Source organism: Escherichia sp. Lx600-2 (assembly GCF_036662595.1).
Lineage (GTDB): Bacteria > Pseudomonadota > Gammaproteobacteria > Enterobacterales > Enterobacteriaceae > Escherichia > Escherichia coli.
This window is the reverse complement of sequence record NZ_JAYQWM010000176.1, coordinates 1-3,037: the sequence shown is the minus strand read 5'-3', so window position 1 is coordinate 3,037 and position 3,037 is coordinate 1. Positions and strand designations below refer to the sequence as shown.

The window sequence follows — 3,037 nt, the reverse complement described above, 5'->3', positions numbered from 1 at the left end:
ATTTTTTAGAGCTGCTTCGCAAATTTAAAAAAAATTTGAGAGGAAATTCCTAAAAATCGGCTGTTGAAACACAGAGATATCTAGAGATACTTTGTTCATGAGTATTCAAATTATTAATTTAAGGAATGAGGTTAGCAATCAGTCGGGTCGACGTCCACATTCCATTTTACTTTACGGCTTTCTGGCTGCTGAAGGATTTCAGGCAGTAGTTTTGCCATAAATTGCTGCAAATATAACCGTGAAGGGTGTTGGAGCAATAATTGCCAGCGGAATCGTCCACCTCGTTTGGCTTGAATCGACGGCGATGGCCCTAAAATCCACAGTTTAGCGTCACTTTGCGGGTGCTCTGCGATATATTGCCGTACATTTTGCAAAAAAAGGCGTGAATCTTGGTTATTGTGGTCTTCGGAGCGGATCAAAATATGGTTAGTGTAAGGTGGTAACATGGCGATACGGCGCTCTTCCATTGCCTCTTTTGTGAAAGCGTCATAGCCGTTTTCAAGTAAATTGAGTAGCAGAGGGTGCTCTGGGTGGTGAGTCTGTAAAAAAACGTCCCCTTGCTTACCAGCTCGACCCGCACGGCCTGAAACTTGTACATATAATTGGGCAAAACGCTCAGCCGCACGAAAGTCACTCGAAAATAGTGCGCCGTCAACGTCTAATAGCGCGACTAAGGTAACATCTGGAAAATGGTGGCCCTTAGCTAACATTTGCGTGCCGATAAGGACCCTTGCCCCACCTTCGTGAACTTGGTTTAAATGTTGCTCAAGTTCGCCTTTACGACTAGTAGTATCACGGTCAATACGGGTCACTGGCGTGTCAGGGAAAAGCTCCGATATCCCCTCTTCAAGTTGCTCTGTTCCCATACCTACGGGCACCAAGTGGGTTGACCCACATTGTGGGCATTGCCGAGGGATCGGGCGTTGGCTGTCGCAGTGATGACAACGTAATTGGTGAAAATTCTGATGTAAGGTGTAGTAATGATCACAGCGTTGGCACTCGGCAATCCAGCCACATTCATGGCAAATCAGTGCCGGGGAATAGCCCCGACGATTTAAAAATAAAATCACCTGATTATTTTTCGCTAAATGTTCTTTAATATGTTGGATTAGTAAGTGTGATAGGCCATATTTTAAGGGTTGGCCTTTTAAGTCAATTAGATGTTGTACTGCAGGGTGAGCATTCCCAGCCCGAATAGTGAGGTTTAATTGACGATACTTATTTTGTTGAACATTAAAAAGGGTTTCCAGTGACGGTGTTGCGGTCCCCATCACAATCGGAATATTATTTTTTTTGGCGCGAAAGACCGCGAGGTCTCGAGCATGGTAACGCCAGCCATCCTGTTGCTTATAAGAGCTATCATGCTCTTCATCGATAATGATGATGCCTAAGTGGGCAAATGGGGTAAATAGGGCAGAACGAGTGCCAATAATAATTGCATTTTGCCCTTGTTTAGCTCGTAGCCAAACGGCTAAACGTTCACTGTCATTTAACCCCGAATGTAGAACATCTACAGGGGCATTGAAACGCTCACGAAAACGGCTAATGGTTTGTGGGGTTAAGCCAATTTCGGGAACGAGAACTAAAGCCTGTTTACCTTGGGAAAGCACATTTTCTAATACGCTTAAATAGACCTCTGTTTTACCGGAACCTGTGATCCCAGCAAGCAGCCATGGTGAGAACTCGTCATCTTGTGCACGGATCGCTCCGACCGCGGTGGCCTGTTCGCTGTTAAGGCGTAGCCTTTCGCCACATATTGTAAAGTTAGGTTGCCATTTTTCCGCGGTAGGCTGAACAGGGTGTAGTTCTATATAGCTTTTCTTTTTTAAGGCTTGTAAGGCACTTTCGCTGATTTCAAGTTCATTGACCTGATGGCGATACACAGACCGGCGACGTAAAAGGGCGAGTGCTTGCTGCTGCTTAGGTGAACGTTTTAGCTCATTAAGGTCAACCGCAAGGCCTAACTCAGTAACTTGCCATTGCCAAATAGGGGTGAATTCTGCGGCTTTACCTTGGCGCAGTAATGTCGGTAGGGCGTGGAAAAGAACCTCACCAACTGGGTAATGGTAATATTGGGCAGACCATAATAATAATTGCCAAACATCGTCAGGAAATAGAGTTTGCTGGTCAAGAACCAGTTCGATAGCTTTGAGCTTGTCTTCAGCAAATTCACTTTTATCGCTATGTTTAACCACAACCCCCAGTGCTTGGCGCTTGCCAAACGGCACCATGACACGGCTCCCAATGACGGGAAGCGCCATGTTATCAGGGAGGCGATAATCAAATGTGCGATTTAAAGGAACAGGTAATGCCACCTGAACGACGATCATAGCTGGATTTCCGTCTGTTTTTTATGCGATGATAATAATAAGAGCGGACTAGAGTAACACAAAATTTACTCGGTTTTCATTGCGTGATAAACAGAATTTCTGTATGATCCGCCGCCTTTGGTAGTTATTTTTGCCAATAATATTAAATTCAATCAACACGACGTGTGGTGTCCGGCGTTAGGGCTGGAATGGCGACACGGCCTTAATAGAGGTTCTCCCATGAAAAAAGGTATTCATCCTAAATACGAAGAAGTTACTGCAACTTGTTCTTGCGGTAATGTTATGAAAATTAATTCAACTGCTGGTCACTCGCTGAACCTGGACGTTTGTGGTAATTGCCACCCGTTCTATACTGGTAAACAGCGTGATGTTGCGACTGGTGGTCGTGTTGATCGCTTTAACCAACGTTTCAGCATCCCAGGTTCTAAAAAATAATCGAACTTGTGAAATGCAAAAAAAGGGAAAATATATTTTCCCTTTTTTTATGGGTAGAATAAACCGTTAGAAGCGGTAAACCACACCAAGCATAATGTCATTGCTTCTGACTTTCACTTTTGATTTATCTTTGGCACCGTCAGTGTAAGAGCTCACCTCAGATTTACCTGCATCTAAGAAGCGGTAGCTTAAATCTAATGATAGATTGTCATTGATTGCATACTGTGAACCCAATCCTAAACTCCAAGCAAAATTACTATTAGTTTTTGATT

At 44.0% G+C, this 3,037-nt stretch carries 3 protein-coding genes; 1 reads left to right on the top strand and 2 read right to left on the bottom strand.

Annotated elements, in window-relative coordinates; genetic code table 11:
- Window positions 1-131 precede the first annotated feature (131 nt).
- Complete coding sequence (gene priA, locus OQV04_RS23980) at window positions 132-2,330, bottom strand: primosomal protein N' (RefSeq protein ID WP_272678197.1); 2,199 nt, start codon at window positions 2,328-2,330, stop codon at window positions 132-134.
- A gap of 219 nt (window positions 2,331-2,549) precedes the next feature.
- Here priA and rpmE point away from each other — a divergent pair, with 219 nt between their 5' ends.
- Complete coding sequence (rpmE, locus tag OQV04_RS23975) at window positions 2,550-2,765, top strand: 50S ribosomal protein L31 (RefSeq protein WP_004265313.1); 216 nt, start codon at window positions 2,550-2,552, stop codon at window positions 2,763-2,765.
- Window positions 2,766-2,831: 66 nt separating this feature from the next.
- Here rpmE and OQV04_RS23970 read toward each other — a convergent pair.
- Window positions 2,832-3,037, bottom strand: a 206-nt coding sequence (locus tag OQV04_RS23970; RefSeq protein WP_332643150.1) for an outer membrane protein, incomplete at its 5' end; no start/stop codon positions are given.